This is a genomic window from Tolypothrix sp. VBCCA 56010 (assembly GCF_050875635.1).
In the GTDB taxonomy this organism is placed as follows: Bacteria; Cyanobacteriota; Cyanobacteriia; order Cyanobacteriales; family Nostocaceae; genus Hassallia.
On the sequence record NZ_JBPAOH010000370.1, the window covers coordinates 1 to 987 of the forward strand.

General features: G+C 45.8%; 1 protein-coding gene. It reads right to left on the minus strand.

From position 1 onward, the window contains the following. A partial coding sequence (locus AABK37_RS41525; RefSeq protein ID WP_432557203.1) for an RNA-guided endonuclease InsQ/TnpB family protein occupies positions 1–967 on the minus strand: 967 nt, incomplete at its 3' end. Between the last annotated feature and the right edge of the window lie 20 nt (positions 968–987).

Consider the following 987-nt stretch of genomic DNA (forward strand, 5'->3'; position numbering starts at 1 on the left):
CTGTTCTATATTTACTGGACATCCTTGGACATCGCTCAACATTTCTTGCTTCAACCTGGGGAGTCGGCTCCTTGCAGTCCACAAGCGTTAAGTTCGGGCGGCGTGTCGCCGGACAGAAGCTTCTGTCCGGCGAACCGCCTTGGCGAACCGACCCTACTGCATTTTCCATCCGGTGCGTTTGCAAGATTGATCGCCGCGTGCAAATCTCTATCTTCGCTATGGTTGCATTCTGGCGGCGTGTCGCCGGACAGAAGCTTCTGTCCGGCGAACCGCCTTGACAATTAAACACGCGGTCTTTTAGTTTCAGTTCGCTGTGTTTATGCCCACATTTTCGGCACTGTTTTGAAGACGGATACCATTGGTCAACAATATCTAATTTAGAGCCGAAGATTGGCGTTTTATATTCGAGTTGTCTGCGGAACTCGTAAAACCCTAAATCACTGATAGCCGATGATAGCTTGCGGTTGGCAATCATGCCGGAGACATTAAGATTTTCGATCTTAATGTGGGCATATTTCTTGCAAATACTCGTCGTTGTCTTGTTCAAAAAATCTTGCCGCTTGTCCGCAATCTGTTTGTGGAAACTTGCCAATTTTTTGTAATACTTTTTGGCATTATTTGAAGCTTTCTCTCCAGTCTTTCTATTCCCGCGCTTTTTATTACGGTTTCGATATTGGAGATCCCCTAGCTTGGTTTTCGCTATCTTATAGGGCTTCGGAGCTTCAATCTCAGTTCCATCGCTGACTGTAGCAAACGTTTTCACGCCCAAATCAATGCCTACGGGTTGCACAACTTCATGCATGATCGGTGGTATTCGTTCAGCATCCACGGCAAAAGAAACATACCATGCGCTTGACTCTTCACGAGATATCGTAAATGTCTGACTGATATAATTTTCTTTTAGCGGTTCCTGAAGTCGAAATGTGCCGAGAGTAGGAATTTTAATAGATTTACCCGACTTGACCAATACGCTCCCGTTGCTGTCAT